The organism is Rhodocytophaga aerolata, assembly GCF_030503435.1.
Lineage (GTDB): Bacteria > Bacteroidota > Bacteroidia > Cytophagales > 172606-1 > Rhodocytophaga > Rhodocytophaga aerolata.
Genome location: NZ_JAUKPO010000012.1, coordinates 149,419 through 166,547, shown reverse-complemented (window position 1 = coordinate 166,547; position 17,129 = coordinate 149,419). Strand labels below are relative to the sequence as shown.

The 17,129-nt window shown below is 42.4% G+C and carries 11 protein-coding genes; 7 read left to right on the top strand and 4 right to left on the bottom strand.

Features of this window, described 5'->3' with window-relative positions; all coding sequences use genetic code 11:
- Positions 1–110: 110 nt before the first annotated feature.
- Positions 111–1,751 (bottom strand): TldD/PmbA family protein, encoded by a 1,641-nt coding sequence (locus tag Q0590_RS19990; protein ID WP_302039370.1) that lies wholly within the window; start codon positions 1,749–1,751, stop codon positions 111–113.
- Positions 1,752–1,931: 180 nt separating this feature from the next.
- Here Q0590_RS19990 and Q0590_RS19985 point away from each other — a divergent pair, with 180 nt between their 5' ends.
- On the top strand, positions 1,932–4,478 hold the full coding sequence (locus tag Q0590_RS19985; RefSeq protein ID WP_302039369.1) for a PIG-L family deacetylase: 2,547 nt from the start codon (positions 1,932–1,934) through the stop codon (positions 4,476–4,478).
- Between the two features lie 62 nt (positions 4,479–4,540).
- Here the strand turns inward: Q0590_RS19985 and Q0590_RS19980 are convergent, their stop codons facing one another.
- From Q0590_RS19980 to Q0590_RS19970, 3 genes are all read right to left on the bottom strand, one after another.
- On the bottom strand, positions 4,541–4,975 hold the full coding sequence (locus tag Q0590_RS19980) for a hypothetical protein (protein ID WP_302039368.1): 435 nt from the start codon (positions 4,973–4,975) through the stop codon (positions 4,541–4,543).
- 97 nt (positions 4,976–5,072) lie between these two features.
- Positions 5,073–8,033 (bottom strand): M43 family zinc metalloprotease, encoded by a 2,961-nt coding sequence (locus Q0590_RS19975; RefSeq protein ID WP_302039367.1) that lies wholly within the window; start codon positions 8,031–8,033, stop codon positions 5,073–5,075.
- 9 nt (positions 8,034–8,042) lie between these two features.
- A complete protein-coding gene (locus tag Q0590_RS19970; RefSeq protein ID WP_302039366.1) occupies positions 8,043–8,429 on the bottom strand; it encodes a hypothetical protein in 387 nt (128 codons plus the stop codon).
- Between the two features lie 618 nt (positions 8,430–9,047).
- Here Q0590_RS19970 and Q0590_RS19965 point away from each other — a divergent pair.
- From Q0590_RS19965 to Q0590_RS19940, 6 genes are all read left to right on the top strand, one after another.
- Entirely contained in the window at positions 9,048–11,102 is a 2,055-nt protein-coding gene (locus tag Q0590_RS19965) for a GAF domain-containing SpoIIE family protein phosphatase (RefSeq protein ID WP_302039365.1), read from the top strand.
- A gap of 45 nt (positions 11,103–11,147) precedes the next feature.
- A complete protein-coding gene (locus tag Q0590_RS19960; RefSeq protein WP_302039364.1) occupies positions 11,148–11,495 on the top strand; it encodes an STAS domain-containing protein in 348 nt (115 codons plus the stop codon).
- Positions 11,479–11,913, top strand: a complete 435-nt coding sequence (locus tag Q0590_RS19955; RefSeq protein ID WP_302039363.1) for an ATP-binding protein — start codon at positions 11,479–11,481, stop codon at positions 11,911–11,913. Before Q0590_RS19960 ends, Q0590_RS19955 begins: the two co-directional genes overlap by 17 nt.
- A 298-nt stretch (positions 11,914–12,211) precedes the next feature.
- Positions 12,212–14,503, top strand: coding sequence for a peptidylprolyl isomerase (locus Q0590_RS19950; protein WP_302039362.1), 2,292 nt, complete (start codon positions 12,212–12,214; stop codon positions 14,501–14,503).
- Positions 14,504–14,618: 115 nt separating this feature from the next.
- Complete coding sequence (locus Q0590_RS19945; protein ID WP_302039361.1) at positions 14,619–15,485, top strand: peptidyl-prolyl cis-trans isomerase; 867 nt, start codon at positions 14,619–14,621, stop codon at positions 15,483–15,485.
- Positions 15,486–15,685: 200 nt separating this feature from the next.
- Positions 15,686–17,053: a peptidylprolyl isomerase gene (locus Q0590_RS19940; protein ID WP_302039360.1), complete on the top strand. Its 1,368-nt coding sequence runs from the start codon at positions 15,686–15,688 to the stop codon at positions 17,051–17,053.
- Positions 17,054–17,129: the final 76 nt, after the last annotated feature.

Genomic DNA, 17,129 nt, shown 5'->3' with positions numbered 1-17,129 from the left:
TTTTTGATGCTGCAATATTAAAGAGAATACTCATGCTTTCAAAGCAAACCAGTTAAATTTTGAAAATTACGCTGTTTAATCCTCTTTGTATAGGAGTTGCTATAGCTGAATCAGATCTTGCGGGCAGTGTTAATTACATTCACGCCATTAAATCGGGCTGTTGATGAACCATGAGAAACGGCACTGCTTTGAGAGGGTTGTCCTTTTCCATCAAAGAAAGAACCACCCAACCGGTAATCTTTTTCATCACATATGCGGGTGCATGAATTCCAGAATTCCTGTGTGTTAGATTGATAGGCCACATCTTTCAGCATGCCTGCAATTTTTCCATCTTTAATTTCATAAAACAACTGGCCACCGAACTGAAAGTTATACCGTTGCTGGTCTATAGAGAAAGAGCCATCGCCAATGATATAAATTCCTTTTTTTACATCTTTGATCAGATCATTTACAGAGAGTGGAGCTTTACCAGGAGCCAAGGAGACATTTGGCATCCGTTGAAATTGTACGGAACTCCAGCTATCAGCATAGCAACAACCATGCGACTCAGCCTCCCCAATAATTTTAGCCTGGTCGCGGATAGCCTGGTAGTTTACCAGCGTACCATCTTTTACCAGGTCCCAGCGTTTAGTTTTAACCCCTTCATCATCCCAGCCTACAGCGCCTAAAGAGCCCTCCTGAACTTTATCGGCAAACAGGGTTACTTGCTTACTACCATAATTGAAGTTTTTAGATTGCCATTTGTCCAAGGTAGCAAACGAAGTACCTGCAAAATTGGCTTCATAGCCCAGCACCCGGTCTAATTCTAACGGGTGGCCTACAGATTCATGGATTGTTAACCACAAATGGGAGGGGTCCAATACCAGATCGTACTTGCCGGGTTCTACGGATTTGGCGGTTAGCTTTTGTTTGGCTTGCTTGGCTGCGGCAGTAGCATCTTCCAGCATATCATACCCCTTGTTATAGCGGGTAGTAATGCCGCTTACCTTATCTTTAGGATTGGCTTGCAAATATTCATAGCCCATACCCATAGGCGCACTTAGCGAACTGCGTGTTTCAAATTTGCCGCTTTGCGGATCTATTGCTGTAATCTGGAATACTGGCCATATGCGGTGTACGTCCTGGTCAATGTAAGAGCCATCGGTAGAAGCAAAGTATTTCTGTTCATTTACCAGAAACAACAGAGAGTTTACATAATTTGCTCCGTTTTTCATGGCGGCTGCATTCACAGATAAAAGTAGATCGGCCTTTTCTTTAATAGGCACTTCGAATGCATTTTTCTTAATTGGTGCTTTCCAGCTTACTTCTCCAAATCCTTTTTGCGGAGCCAGTTGTACAGGTTCTTTTTGCAGGCGGGCATTGGCTTTGGCAATGGCTACGGCCTGTTCCGCTGCCTTTGCTGTGTCGGCTTCATTTTTGGCATCCACAATGGCTGCAAAGCCCCAGCAACCATCGGCTATCACACGTACGCCTACTCCGTAAGATTCTGTATTAACAATGTTCTGCACTTTATCTTCCCGGGTAATAACAAACTGGTTCAAATACCGGCCAATACGCACATCCGTATAGGTGGCCCCTCTGGATTTGGCTGCATTCAAGGCTGCATCGGCTAAGCGTTTTTTAACAGCTACATCCATACCGCTATCCAGAAGTGATTCTGCAGGTACAGAACGGCCCATTACAGGGATTCCGGGTAGCATGATGGCTCCGGCACCTACTCCGGCTAATTGTATAAAATCTCTGCGGTTCACAGGAAAGTCCTCCTTTGGGTTTTAGGTTAATGAGAAGCAATATAGAAATTAAACAGGTGGATGCCTGCACTTTCTTCTAAAGTTACAAATTTTGCCAAAATACCCTGTACCCATTTTAGAATGTAGTTTATTTAGGGTAAATTTTTTAAACTTGTATACTTGCAAAATGTATCACCATTCATGAACCACACTGCTATCCGATTTCTTTGCTTATTAATTAGTTCTCTTGCATCGCTGCCTGTTTGGGCGCAACAACCAAAAACGTATCCTGCCGGTGAATTGCAGCTTGCCCTAAAAAAGATGACTGTTGTAGGCACTGCGTTGTATATGGCTGCCCACCCGGACGATGAAAACACCGCTATGCTGGCATACCTGGCGAAGGAACGGCTGGTCCGTGCGGCTTACCTGTCGGTTACCAGAGGCGACGGAGGACAAAATCTGATAGGTTCTGAACAAGCGGAGCTAATGGGACTGATTCGTACACAGGAGTTGTTGCAGGCCCGCAGGGTAGATGGAGCTGAGCAGTTTTTTACCCGTGCCAACGATTTTGGTTTTTCTAAAACTACCGAAGAAGCACTGGAAATTTGGGGAAAAGAGCAAATACTGGGGGATGCTGTATGGATAATCCGCAATCTGAAGCCTGATGTTATTATTACCCGTTTTCCTCCGGATTCCAGAGCAGGACATGGGCAGCACAGTGCCTCTGCTGTACTGGCACATGAAGCATTTAAGGTCGCCGCCGATCCCAAGCGCTACCCGGAGCAACTCAAGTTTGTGCAACCCTGGCAAGCCAAACGTATTGTATGGAATAGTTATAATCCAAATTTCAGTAATACCGCCCCTAAAGACACAGGGAGTTATACGAAAGTAAATTTAGGTGCTTACAATGCATTACTTGGAAAGTCTTACACAGAAATAGCTGCTGAAAGCCGCAGTATGCATAAAAGCCAGGGATTTGGTTCTGCCCGCAGCCGGGGAGAGCGGATAGATTACCTGCGCCACACAGCTGGCGAAAAAGCCAAAGACGATTTGTTTGAGAATGTAGACCTGACCTGGAAAAGAGTTCCCGGGAGCGAAACGCTGGCCAAGACATTGCAGCAAGCTTATGAGACTTTCAGACCAGAAAATCCTGCTGCCAGTCTTCCATTGTTGCTGCAAGCCTACAAGCAAATTGAACAATTGCCTAAAGATAATTACTGGGTACAGGTAAAAAAACAGGAGTTAGAAGAGGTAATTGCTGCGTGTGCAGGAGTATGGTACGAAGCCAATGCTACTACTTTTGCCAGTACGCCTGGTGATAGTATAAAAGTAACTGCCAGTGTGGTAAAGCGGTCAGATTTTCCGGTTACCTTAACTAAGGTGCAGTTTACGCAGGTAAAGAAGGATACTACTGTAAATAGCACACTAAAAAATAACAACCTACTTACCTTATCATTTAAGGCCATTATTCCTGCCAATACTCCCTATACACAACCTTACTGGCTACAGGAAACACCTGCCAAAGGAATATATAGTGTTAATGACCTCCAGTTAATTGGCAAACCAGAAGCTCCGGCTCCGTTATCGGTAACATTTACTTTTTCTATAGAAGGCACTTCTTTTACTTATACCAAACCAGTAAATTATAAATGGACTGATCCGGTAGAAGGGGAATTGTACCGTCCGTTTGAGGTGCGGCCGGAAGTGATGGTGAACCTGGCGGAAAAGGTGTATATGTTCCCTGATACAAAACCGAAAGAGGTGCATGTAGTAGTAAAAGCAGGGAAAGCCAAGGTAAGCGGTGAGCTAAGCCTTGATTTGCCAAAATCCTGGACAGTGAATCCGCAACGGATTCCATTTACATTAACCAAAAATAACGAAGAGCAACGAATTACTTTCCAGGTAACACCGCCTGCAACAGCTGCGAATGATTTATTGAAAGTAGTTGTAAAAACAGCTTCTGGTGTAACTTCTTCCAAAGGCTTGCTTACCATTAATTACGCCCATATACCTGTACAAACCATATTTCCAGAAGCGCTTGCAAAAGTGGTACGGCTGGACATAGTCGCTTCCGGGAAAAATATTGGATACCTAATGGGGGCCGGAGATGATATTCCTGCTTCTTTGCGTCAGGTAGGCTACCAGGTAACGCCTCTTACAGAAAGTGATTTTGCTACCGGTACTTTAGATGCCTATGATGCCATTGTGCTAGGAGTCCGGGCATTTAATACAGTAGACCGTATGCCTTTTTATCAGCCAAAATTGATGCAGTATGTGGAGAATGGGGGAACGATGCTGGTGCAGTACAACGTAAGCAATGGACTGAAAACCGATGAATTAGGCCCATACCCGATCCGTTTATCCAGAAACCGGGTAACCGTAGAAGATTCGCCCATTACCTTTCTAAATCCAAAGCATACGTTGCTGAATACCCCTAACAAAATAACGCAGAAAGATTTTGAAGGATGGGTGCAGGAACGGGGGTTGTATTTCCCGGATAGCCTGGATACACATTATGAAACCATCTTGTCTACCCTGGACCCCAATGAAAAACCGCAGGATAAAAGTGTGTTTGTAACACAGTATGGCAAAGGCAAATTTGTATACACTGGCCTGTCGTTTTTCCGGCAATTGCCGGCAGGCGTACCTGGTGCTTACCGTTTCTTTGCTAATTTAATAAGCCCTGGTATCGTGCCTGAAAAGAAAGAAAACGGAAAAGCATTTTCAGGAAACGGTAAGAGTGAATAGACATATAAAACAACTAAGCCGGCGTATATCATACTATACGCCGGCTTAGTTGTTTCTAAAGTTTACGGAATAAGTTCATAAACAACTTTCCGTTCGTCGTGCTTATAATCTTTGGGTAAGGTAAATTCCAGATGAAGTTCATTTGCATTAATGCCATTTAAAATAAAAGCTGTTTCTTCAGTGGTGGTAGCCTCATCTAACACCATGCGCTGGTTGTTGCTGATAAGTTTCCATTTACCAGTTTTAATCTTCCCTGGTCCGTCGGTAAAGTTATAATTACCATCGGTATCAAATCTCCTGCGGTAAGCACTGTAGTCTGTAGATTGGTCGGGTACATTGTTTATCAGTACTCGTTTTATTCTCCATTCTTTGCTGAGGGTTTGGATTTCCGTAGGAATAACAGGACCGGGTTCTGGCCTCTCACAGTTAGCCGCTACAAAAACCAGGCTCATCATGAGGAGCAAGGGTATAGAAAAGAAAATGCGTATGTGCTTCATATATAAAGGAAGTTGAGTAGTTAGATGAATTTGGAAAAACCCTGCCTGCTTTACTAGTAAGCAGGGTTTCCACAAGTGATAAGAGCTTAATTTATGATTATTGCTTAATAAAAGGCTGTGAATACTGTATACCTTCACCGGTTATCCGCACCATGTAATGACCACGTGGGTACTGAGCTACAGAAAGTTGTAAGGAACCATCTGCCTGATGAGGAGCCACTTCCCATTCAGCCAGCTTCATGCCCAATGTATTATAAATCATCACCTTTACAGACTGCTTTAGTGTTGGAAGTTCTATTGTCAGGCCATCGGAAGCTGGGTTAGGATAAAGTTTTAGCGGTTGCTTTGCTATGTTTTCTTCAGGGCTGCTGGTAAGCACTACTGCACTAGACATCAGGCTGCACTGTCCGGAAGTAACTTTTACTGAATAGCTTCCTGCGGCAGTTACGTTGTAGGTTTTTGAGCTTGCATTGGCTATAGCTACATCATCTTTAAACCACTGGTAGGTGTCCGCTGTTGTCGGGCAAGTAAGAGTTACGGTAGCAGAATCTGCCGGAGCACTAATCTCAATGGTAGGCTTGGTGATTGCACTGTTCACCATTATCTGCTTGGTAGCACTTCCTTCACAGCCGGTTGCATTCATACCAACCACCCGGAAAGCTATATCTTTCATGGGTTTTACAGTAATTTTGGCACCACTTCCAATAAAGGTGTTTCCTTCATACCAATTATAGGTAGCTGCGCCACTAGCAGACAATTCTAATTCATCATCCGGGCAAATAGCTGATTTGCTGGCGGTAATCTGTAATACAGGTTGAGCCGTAACCGTAATATATGCCTGTTGTGTAGTAGTGCCTATTCCTAAGGCATTTTTCGCAGTAAGTGTTACAGCATAGGTACCTGGCGTATTGTACATTACGGTTGGATGCTGTTGGGTAGAAGCAGCCGGTGTAGCTCCCTGGAATGTCCAGCTCCATTCTCTGGGTGAATTTTGGGAGACATCGCTGAATTGTACAGCCGTACCTACACACACGGTTTGGCTAGCTACTGTAAAGGCGGCAACCGGTTTTTGAGTAGGAGCCGGAACTTGTACATTTATATTATCCAAATAAATATTGTTACCCCAGCCAGAGCGGTTTGCAATAGCTAAGTACACATCGGTTTGGCCATTGAGGAAAGCCAGAGATATTGTTTCTTTTCTCCATTGAGAATCTGTAGGAACAAAGCTACTTTCGGCATCTGGGGCTGTAGCCAGGTCTTTTCCGCCTTTTCTCCAGAAAGGAGAAAACGTTTTTCCACAATCAGTTGAGTAATAAACGACTAAGGTATCTGTCAGGTCAGCATTGTAGCGGGCATAGGCTAGGTCAAAGCTAAGCTCGGCAAAGCGGTTGGCAGATAAATCTATGGAATTACTCATTATTCCATCTACTGTGCCATAAGGGTTATCTTTTTCGTCGCCACTATAGTTGTCGAAATAAATACTGCGGCTGCCTATGCCAAAGCTGCTGTTTCCTTCCGAAAACTGCCAGGTTCTGTCGCCATCCGGATTGTAAGGTATCCAGTCAGGAAATGCAGTACTGGTACTGCCTTCCACTGTTTCTGCAAAAGGAAAGGCAAGATTCGTGTTAGAGAGAATGGTAATATAGTTGGAGAAGAAAATGGTATCGCGGCCTGTTGGGTTGGAAGCAATCAGACGTACGCCATAGGTACCTGCTCCGGTAAAAGTAATACTCTCATTTTTATTATTAAACGTAGCCAGCGACTCACCATCACTGTTGAAAAACTCCCAGGCCCAGCCAGTCGTATTATCAGATGACTTGTCTGTAAACTGGATAGTAGCGCCATCGCAGGCAACAGTCTGGCTAACTGTGAAATCGGCAATGGGTTTGTTGCCGCCACCAACCGGAATATGTACCGTAGAAGTAAGTAGTTCTTTCCGGCGTGGGCATTTTTCCAAAACAGTCCGCATTCTGGTTTTCTGATCCTGGGTAAATATATTCACACAGGCATCGTCAGAATAATCCATATAGTTTTCGACCATGTCTTTTCCAGGGTCGGTACAGGTGTCTTCGCCTTTCGCACAGCCATAGTGTTTATCTCCGGTTTTGGGAGTATCTGCTACAAAATCATCTGTATTACATCCGCCATTGTCATCGCCCCAGATGTGCCGTAAACCTAAATAATGTCCTACTTCGTGCGTAGCCGTGCGTCCGGTAAACTGGGAAGCTACATTGCCGCCTCTACCAAATACCAGGTAATTTAACAATACACCATCTGTGGTAGCACCTGTCGGGTAGCCAGATAAATCCAGTCCTGGCAGGCCCGACCGGATAGGAAACTGTGCATACCCCAATGAGCTTTCTTTTTCACCACCTAATTTAGCCGTCCAGATATTGAGGTATTTCTCCGGGTCCCAAATGGTTTTTGGTTTTAGCGTATTTTCCAGATCGTCTTGTTTGTCCCAGGAAGCTTTGCCCATATTTACCCGGTGTATCCCAGGTTCAGCCAATGTTGCGCCATCCGGTCCGCGTAAAGCCAATGCAAACTCAATTTCTATATCTGCCCCAATAGGATTAGTATTAAAACCGGGTGTACCTTGTTTTCTGCGGAAGTCTTCATTCAATACATCTATCTGGGATTGTACCTGGGCGGCTGTAATATTGGGACCGGTTCCCACAGGCTCGCCGTTATGGATGACGTGTACTACCACTGGAATGGTGTAAATGGCTGCCTGGGTGCGGGAGGTGCGTAGTTTTTCTTTATAAACTTGTATATTCTTTTGCAAATCCTGTTCAAAATCGTCTATAGTGCCTATTCTGGCGTTCCGTTGCCTGAGAAACGCATCGGCTTCCATGGTATAACATTTATGAGCAGGGTCGAAATGAGGAATATTATCAGCAGGCGTTGCAGGAGATCCAAACTTGCGGATAACTGTTTCGCCAAAATTAGTATTCTTTTTATGAGGAAGCGGAGAATCCTGGGCAAAGCCTGGCTGTAGGCCAAAAAGGGCTACCCCCAATAAAAATCCTCTGCCATAGGTAAGTAGTGTTGTATACATGATAAATACTTAATTAATAATTTTTTTTAATGTTAATAGGGAATCGGTTATGTGTATAAGCTGAATGGTATAGGGTGCCATTCCGTCATTGTTAAAGCTAACCTGTATGGTATTTTTGCTTGTAGACTTCCAGGTTCCGGTTATTGGTTCTGTGCCGTCTGCGGGGCCAATGCTATGGAGTACAAAATTACCGTTCTCTTTTAACTCAAAACCTTCCCGGCCTCGGGCTAGCGGGAATGCATAGGAAGCAGGCCGGTAAGTTTGGATAGCTGGTTTGTCTTCCTCAAAGGAGTGTACCCAGTGGCCGAAAAGAGTAGGTGGTAATTCTGACTGAGTCTTCTGGCAGGTTTGTGCCGTTAGCAATAAAATGCCAAACAGAATGAATATAAGTTTCACAGAAAAGTAAAGATTAACAATAAAAGAACATTGTCTCTGGGACCTATCCGGAAAGGGCTACTTTCTATAGGTGAGCCGGTTTAGCTATGTAGTATCTTTATTTCTCTCCAGGTAAGCTACCATGGTGTAAAAAAGCATGGTAAACAGGATTATAATTATCTCTTTCATGATGAAAAAATGCTTGTTTAAGTAGTAGGTGTTTGCTTGGTAATTTTGCTGGTTAATGGCACTTGGCTAGGAATGTAACCTCTGGCAGTAGCAGAAAAACTTGGAGATAACAAGAGTATTTGTAATTTTTGGCGGCACAATAAAGGTCAGTGATGGGCTGGCATTTCATTACAGAATAAATGGCCTGTAAGCAAGCAGCAACTGAAGTGTAAAATATGGACCGTATAGTGCAGAACAAAAGCTTTGACAAACAAAGGATTGTACAAAATACCGGATTTAACAAAGCTTTTTTAGGCAACTTAAGGCGATAGCAAAATTGTGGCAGGTAAACAATTAATTATGAGTTTATCTGTTACTATCCCGGAACATAGGCATAGCTCAACATAAACCGGAACTTGTAACTACTATCAAATGAATTTAAAGTATATGTAAAACTTATTCTTTTCGTGCATGATATCACGTAGCAATGCGGTTAAGATTTTTATTTCTGTCAATATTGTAAGCTGGCTGCTGTTACTGGTAGTAAACCTTCTTAATTTTTTAGGATGGAATAATTATCCTGCGCTGGGGGTGCCAGTTTACCTGAAAGGGCTCCTGCTTAACCTTTTTCTCGCCTTTATTTTTTTCTATTACCGCATCACGGTAGGACAGCTGCGGGACGATACCTTTATCAACCTGCTTACCAGGCTCGTAGTTACCGGGTGTACAACCGTACTCGTTTCGGTGCTCATGCGTTTTCTGGTGTTTCTGTTGGGAGAAAATTTACTTGCCCAGCATGCGGAGGTTTCTACTATTTTCTATCATGTTAATATTGGCCTGATTACCATCTTCCTTACCCAGACTTTTTTCGTCTGGAAAATACTGATTTTGTACCAGAAGTCCCGTGGCCTGCTTACCTTCTGGTATTTTTTTGAATATTGCCTGCTGGCAAGCCTGCTGCTGAATTTTTTTCAGACCAATACGTTTGGTCCGGTTTTTCTGGGTTTGTTTGGCATCCTTTCTCTCTATGGATTTATCCTTTCTGTTAATTTACGATGGGTAGCTTATCTGAACTTTAAAGAGAAATGGCAAGGCATACTGCTGATTATTCTGGTCGTATTGTTCAGTCTCTACTTCATGTATACCCTGTGGGATTACGTCCTGGACAGGGCACGTTCGGTAGATATTTTCGCCAATGTATACATGCTGGCCATGTTTACATTTATTTTCATCTATGCATTGTTTTCTATCCTGGTGATCTTATTTAACCTGCCTACTACCTCTGTGTTTGAACAGAAGATTGAAGAGTTACTGAATTTTCAGAAACTTACCCAGTCGTTGCAGATGGGCGATAGTGAAACCAAGGTATATGAAACCCTGATTGAAGGCACTGTAAAAGCCACACTGGCAGAAGCCGCCTGGCTGGAAGTAACTGACGATAAAGGAAACATACAGTCTTTTATTAACCGCAACATTTCCCGCAGCCAGACACAGGCTATTAAAGAATACCTGAATGCTAAAAACGGGCACCGCCAGCTAACAGTACCGTTAATGAAGAACTTGAAAAAGAAAAGCGGGTTTACAGATTCCATGCTTATTCCCTATAAATCTTTGCTGACAGTACCCTTGCTTTTCCAGAATAAGCATTATGGGATGCTTACCTTGTTAAAAGAAGAAAAAGATGGTTTTGATAATGAAAATGCAGAAACAGTAACTGTTTTTGCCCGCCTGGCTGGGGTAGCTATTGAAAACTTCCGGTTAGTGTCTAATGCATTAGAAAATGAACGTTATAAGGAAGCATTGAACATTGCTAAAAAAGTACAGCAATCTCTTTTACCTACCTGCACTAACCTGAGTGACCAATTTGAGCTGAGTATTTTTTCGCATGCGTCGGATGAAGTAGGAGGGGATTATTACGACTTCTACAAAATGGCCGATACCCAAACAGCGATCATTATAGGCGATGTATCAGGCAAAGGTACGTCTGCTGCCTTTCATATGGCACAAATGAAAGGAGTTTTTCAAAGCTTAATAGAAATGAATCTGCATCCGGATGAGTTTCTGCGCCATGCAAATAATGCGTTAAGCCGGTGTCTGGAAAAAAATCAGTTTATTACTGCCAGCTATTTTCTTATCGATACCGAATTTCATTCGATTCAGTATGCCAGGGCTGGCCATTGTCCTACTTTGTACTTTTCTTTCCGCGATAATGAAGTCTACTACTTACAGGATAAGGGCCTGGGGTTGGGAATTTTGCGCAGTGAGGATTATTCTTTGCATATCAGTAAACAGGAGATTATTTATTATTCTGGAGATGCCATGCTGTTGTATACAGATGGTATTGTGGAGGCTAAAAATACAGGTGGGGAGGAGTATGGCTACGAACGCCTGTTACACTTTATGCGTACGCATATTCAGCAGCCGGCAGAGCAGTTTACCCATTTGCTGGTAACGGAGATTCAGCAATTTTGTGGAAGTGAAAATCTGGATGACGATTATACGGCTGTATTCTTAAAATTTATTTAAATTTAAGGTAACTTTCTTTTGAAACTTACGTAAGGTAACCTGAATATGGAAATCAGTACTTCACACGAGGGCAGTATGCATATCATCGCTGTCAACGGAGATCTGGATGCTAGCTCTTCTATCGTCTTAGATAGAGCGATAGCTGAGGCTGTGTCTGCCAGTAAACATAATATTGTTATAGATTGTAATCAATTAAATTATATATCTTCAGCCGGACTTGGGGTATTTATGTCTTATCTTCAGGATTTTCAAGACAAAAATATCTCTTTATTGCTTTTTGGTCTAAATGAAAAGGTAATGAATGTATTTGAGATTCTAGGATTGGATCAACTACTGACCATAGTACCGTCTAAAGAAGAAGCGAGGATGTTAGTCAATGATCCACTATTATAAATTTTTCTGCTCCAGAGAAAATCTGAAAGGAATACGCGACTTTGTTACCAGTGTGTTGCGGAATTATTCCTTATCAGATGTTGAAATTAACCAGATGGTGCTGGCAGTGGATGAGGTATGCACTAACCTTATTATTCATTCCCATAAATGCAATGCCGACGACTCAATTGAATTGAGTATCAAAAATCAAAAAGACGGAATTACCTTTGAAATTATAGACCGGGCAGCAGCTTATTTCGATTTTGCCAGCTACAAACACCCAGATTTAAAACAAATGGTAAAAGAAGGGCGCAATGGTGGCGTAGGATTGTTGCTGGTAAAGCGATTGATGGATAAAGTAGAAGTAGAATATAAAGATACTCAGAGCACCTGGCGTTTATATAAAGAACTTCCTTTTCAGGCTCCAGAACGTGTGTGAGCATCTGGCAAGGTAATCATTCCGGCCTAACCAATTATATAACATCCATTTGTGTTTTTTCTTAAACATACATGGATGTTTTTTTATGCTTTCATACATGCCATCTGACAACGGGCAGAAATTAATTGGTGGAAATAAGCCTTCTTTTCCCTTCAATGCCTGTATTATTCTTTGCATAAGCAAAATTTTTAGCCTTCATATTACATCGGCTAACAGCTGATTATCAAATAATTTTATTCGTTGAAACAATAATTGCGGTCAAAAATCATTAAAATTGCAATTAGTTTCATAAATTTTTATGATGAATAGAAACACATGCCTGGCCTTACTGGCTTGTCTTGTTGCCACAGGTGGATGTAAAGTAAACCAACAAGCTTCCTCTTCCAAAGATCCAGTAATAGCTACCGTAGGAAATACACCCATTTACAGTTCCGAATTTAAATATGTGTATGATAAAAATGCAGTAGCCGATAGTTTGCCTGCTCAGGAAAGTCTTCAACAGTATTTGGATTTGTATGTAAACTTCCGGCTCAAAGTACTGGAAGCTGAAAGCCTGGGATTAGATACCCTGGATTCGTTCAATCAGGAACTAGGCGGCTATAAGCAGCAACTAGCAGAGCCGTACTTACAGGACAGCAGCATTACCACCAGCCTGGTAAAACAAGCGTACGACCGCCTGAAAGAAGAAATACATGCCAGCCATATTTTAATTAGTTTGCCCGAAGATGCCGATCCGAAAGACACACTGGCTGCTTATCAGAAAATAACGGACATCCGTCAGAAGGCTATGCAAGGCACTGATTTTACAACGCTGGCGAAAGAAAACTCTCAGGACCCTTCGGCAGCCTCTAATGGAGGGGATCTGGGCTATTTTACAGCCCTGCAAATGGTATATCCTTTTGAGGATGCCGCCTACCAAACGCCTGCCGGACAAATATCACAGCCAGTACGCACCAAGTTTGGGTATCATTTAATAAAAGTAATCGACCGCCGTCCTTCACAGGGTAAAATAAAAACGGCTCATATTATGGTCAGGACTAACCCGGAGGCACCAGTAGAAGATGCGACAGCGGCCAAGCAAAAGATAGATGAAATATACAGCCGTTTGCAAAAGGGAGAAGATTGGAACCAGCTGACCATGCAATTTTCAGAAGATGCCGGTTCTAAAACCAAAGGCGGAGTACTTCCTCCTTTCACCACCGGCAGTATGATCCCTGCATTCGAGGAAGCGGCTTTTGCCTTGAAAAATGCTGGAGAGTATTCCCGGCCAGTACTTACACCGTATGGATGGCATATTATCAAATTAGTAGAAAAAACCGGGCTTGAACCTTTTGAAGATTTGGAAACTTCTCTTCGCCAGAAAGTTACCCGGGACTCCCGTTCAGAGCTTAACCGAACATTATTACTAAAGCGGCTGAAGACAGAAAACGCGTTTGTGGAGCAGCCCAAAGTATATGCCTTAGCCGAGAAAAGTGCCACCAATGCGCTACCGGCCGGCCAGTGGACCTATGCTACCGATAGCAAAGATCTGCAGAAAACCCTGTTTACTATTCTTAAACAGAAATATACCTTGGGCGACTTTTTTGCTTATGTGCAAAAGAACCAGCAGGCTAAACCCAATCTAACGGCAGCTTATTACATGAAAATGCTCTATACTGATTTTGTTAATCAGAGTATTATGGAGTATGAGAAAAAACACCTGGAGCAAAAATACCCGCAATACAAATATCTGGTAAAAGAATACCGGGATGGCATGTTGCTCTTTCAGCGGATGGAAGATAAAGTATGGTCCCGTTCTTTAACTGACACGACTGGCTATAAAAACTATTATGAAAACAACCGTACTGCTTATCAGTGGGGTAAACGCGTAACAGCTACGGTATACAATGCCGCAAGCGCGGAAGTGTTAGCAGAAGTAAAAACGTTGCTGAAGAAAAAATCATATCCGGTAAAAGAAGTTACCTTCCAGGATATTTATTTTGATAGCGGCGTTGGCAAACTTAACAGCGATCACCAGGCAAAATTAGATAACCTGGCCAAGGCTATGGCTCAGGACAAAAACTTACTGTTGGAGGTATCTGGATATGCCGATATCCGGGAGAATGAAAGTGTTTCTGCAGAACGGGCACAAGCGGTTACCGACTACCTGGTAGAAAACGGCGTGGACATTACCCGCATCGTAGTAAAAGACTTTGGACGCTTCAAGCCCATATCCAAAACAGACCGGCAAAAAAACCGTAGGGTAGCAGTTGGTATTACATCTACCTCCAAAACAGCTATTGAAAAAGTAGTAAATGCCCGCAAACCATTAAATCTGGAGATTACAGAAGGCGTTTTTCAGAAAGGAGATAATGCATATGTGGATAACATAGACTGGAAACCTGGTTCGTATACACTAAATCAGAATGGCCGGGTAATTTACATTGAAGTGGCCAGTGTGGAACAACCCAGAGCCAAAACCCTTGAAGAAGCCCGTGGCCAGGTTATTTCCGATTACCAAACCTATTTAGAAAAACAGTGGATTGAGGAGTTACGCAAAAAGTATGCGGTGGTCATCAATGAAAAAGAAGTTAAAAAGCTGATGGAGTAAATACAAACAGGTTGTAGCCATTGGTTGATACAACGTGTAGCAATAGATTTATAAGAAACAAATGATTCTAAAATGCTTGTAGGACCTGTGTGTTTTACAAGCATTTCCTATTCACATGCAGAAATTATATTATTTTTTTATTATATTCAGTGTTTCCGGCTTAGCTGCTTGCTCTACTATGCCCGATAAAACAGGTGAGCAGATGGTAGCCAGTGTAGAAGATAAACATTTGTATGCTTCCGATCTGGCGGGATTAGTAAGTAAAGGCATTTCTGCAACCGATAGCGCCACTATTGTTACAAACTATATAGAAACCTGGGCCAGAAAGCAAGCCATGCTGGTAAAAGCAGAAAAAGAGGTGGAGCTAGATAACCAGGAAATAGAGCGCAAAATAGCCGATTACCGCTACGACCTGATGATTTATGAACTGGAGAAAAAGTATTTGCAGCAAAACCTGGATACTGCCGTTACCGATCAGCAGATACAAAAATACTACGAGGAAAATCCGGCTAATTTTGAGTTAAAGCAAAATATTGTACAGGGTAGCCTGGTCCGCTTGCCAAAAGGCACGCCAGAGGTAGATAAAGCCCGGAGGTGGATGAAACAAAAAGATGAAAGCAGCAGAACGGAATTAAAAAATTACTGTTACCGTTATGCCAGTACCTATGTTATCGGGGATTCTACCTGGGTAGATTTTGAAAGCATGATCAGTCATACGCCATTCAGAGAACTACCCAATAAAACACAATTTCTGAAGCAGAATAGCTATGCAGAAAACACCGATGAGGAAAGCATTTATCTGCTGGCCATTGATGATTACAAAATAGCCAGTCAGACGTCCCCCTTGTCATTTGTAAAAAACCAGGTCCGGGATGTGATACTTAATCAACGGAAGACAGCCTTGATTCACAGCTTTGAGCAGAAAGTATACAAAGAGGCCAAAGAAAAAAATAAAATAAAAGTACACCAAGTGTCTGAGTAGTTTAACTACCGCTGCAAACATAGAATTGCGCAACTTTATACATGAAATTATCCATTGGCTACGTTTACTATAAGCAGTCTTTTGTTGCTTGTCGTGACAGGGCTTTCAATATTTTATTATAAACCAGAACTTATCCTAGTAAAAAGTATACTATGTGGAACACAAATTGTAACTTTCCACATATTCCAATTCTAATTCAAATGATGAACCGCTTTTTTATACATTCATTGATTTGTGCCATTACGGTAATGGGCAGTTGTCTGGCAGCTAATAGAGCTATGGCACAAGGGCAGGGAACAGCCATAGATAAAATCGTAGCCAAAGTTGATAAGCATATTGTATTACTCTCGGAACTAGAGGCTAGTTATTTGCAGCAACTATCAAATGGAGGCCAATCTGGCGAGAATGTAAAATGTGAAATTTTACAGGGCCTGGTGGTAAACAAAGTGTTGCTGGCAAAAGCTGAAATAGACTCCGTAATTGTGGACGATAAACGGGTGGATAGTGAGCTGGACCGCAGAATGCAATACTATGAAATGCAGTTTGGTTCCAGAGAAAAAATTGAACAAGCTTATGGCAAAAGTGTAGAACAATTGAAAACTGAACTGCGGAAAGCCTTGCAAGAGCAAATGACCGCCCAGCAAATGCAGGATGAAATTACCAAGAATGTAAAAATTACCCCCAGCGAAGTAAAGAAATTCTTCAATAGCATACCCAAAGACAGTATTCCTTATTTCCCTACAGAAGTAGAAGTAGGCCACATTGTAAAAACAGCTACCGTTAGCAAAGCCCAAAAAGCCCAGACCAGAGCCAAGCTGAATGAGATTCGCGAACGTATTGTTACGGGAGGAGAAGATTTTGAAGCATTAGCTAAAGTTCATTCCGATGACCCCGGAAGTGGGGCTAATGGGGGCAACCTGGGGTATTCTAAAAGAGGTGCCATGGTTCCACAGTTTGAAGCGGCTGCCTTAAAGCTAAAGCCAGGAGAAATTTCCCAGGTAATTGAGTCTGAATTTGGGTTTCACATCATCCAGCTAATAGACCGCCGGGGAAATGAGTATAATAGCCGCCACATTCTGATACGTCCTAGTTATGCGGAAGTAGACCTGACTGAAGCTCAGAATTACTTAGATAGCCTGCGCACCAGAATCCTTAATGATAGTATTTCGTTTGCTAAGGCTGCTAAAGAATACTCAGACGATAAAATGACATCTTCCAGCGGCGGACTATTTGTGGACCCTAACAGTAACAGCACCAAAATATTTGCAGAAAACCTAGACCCGGTGGTATACATGACTATTGATACCATGCAGGTGGGTAACATTACTACTCCCATTGCATACCGTACAGATGATGGTAAAAGCGCCATGCGTATTGTATACTACAAGACTAAAATAAATCCGCACTATGCCAATCTCCGCGACGACTGGCAAAAAATATACAATGCGGCCTTGGGTGAAAAGAAAAATAAAATAATCAATGAATGGTTTATAAAAGCCAGAAACGATGTTTCCATTATTGTAGATGATGAATACGATAAGTGTAATCTCGTAGACAATATGCAATAACCTATTCGCTGCTGCCTATAGCTATGTTTCCCTACAACTATAGGCAGCTTTTTTTCTACCAGTTGCGTTCAAATTC